Origin of the sequence: Thermomonas beijingensis (assembly GCF_020034655.1) — a bacterium.
Lineage (GTDB): Bacteria > Pseudomonadota > Gammaproteobacteria > Xanthomonadales > Xanthomonadaceae > Thermomonas > Thermomonas beijingensis.
The window spans coordinates 1-538 of the sequence record NZ_JAIQDJ010000059.1 but is presented as its reverse complement, the minus strand read 5'-3'; the positions used below and the strand labels follow the sequence as shown (position 1 = coordinate 538).

The window sequence follows — 538 nt, the reverse complement described above, 5'->3', positions numbered from 1 at the left end:
TCAGGTGTTAGGCTGGCTTTGTGAGTTTGTTGCGCATTGGGAGATAGGCCATGACAACGTACAGGTTCTCACTTGTCCTACTTGCCTTGGCAATCGCTGCTGTTGGCACTCCCTACCCGGCTGCCTCGGTTGAACCTGTGAAGATGTATGCCCAAGACATGGTCGATCGCGCCGACTACATCTTGGTCGCTAAAGTCACAAGAACCTATGATGGCCAAGGTCCAGAGAAATTTGCGGACCTTGAACCGGTGTCCTTAATCAAGGGAACCGCGCCAATGACGGTCATGTACAAGACTGGGATCAGTGAATTTGACCCCGCTTGTTGTGAGACAGGAGCTAGCTATCTGTTTTTCTTGCAACGCACTCCAAACGGATCAGCAGTCGTTGTCGGCGGTAGGGGTGACGCAATCAAAGTTACAAGCGATCCGCCAGCCTAACAATTCGTTCAAGCCGAGCCCGCTTCGCGGTCTCGGCGCTGGCGCTATGATTGAACCAACGCCGCGCCCGCTCAGCAGGCCGGCTTAACTCAGGTGTTAGG

The 538-nt window shown here is 54.1% G+C and carries 1 protein-coding gene; it reads left to right on the top strand.

Translation table 11 applies throughout. The annotated features are described in order from the left end of the window. Positions 1-50 precede the first annotated feature (50 nt). On the top strand, positions 51-437 hold the full coding sequence (locus K7B09_RS13140) for a hypothetical protein (protein ID WP_223629916.1): 387 nt from the start codon (positions 51-53) through the stop codon (positions 435-437). The last annotated feature ends 101 nt before the right edge of the window (positions 438-538 follow it).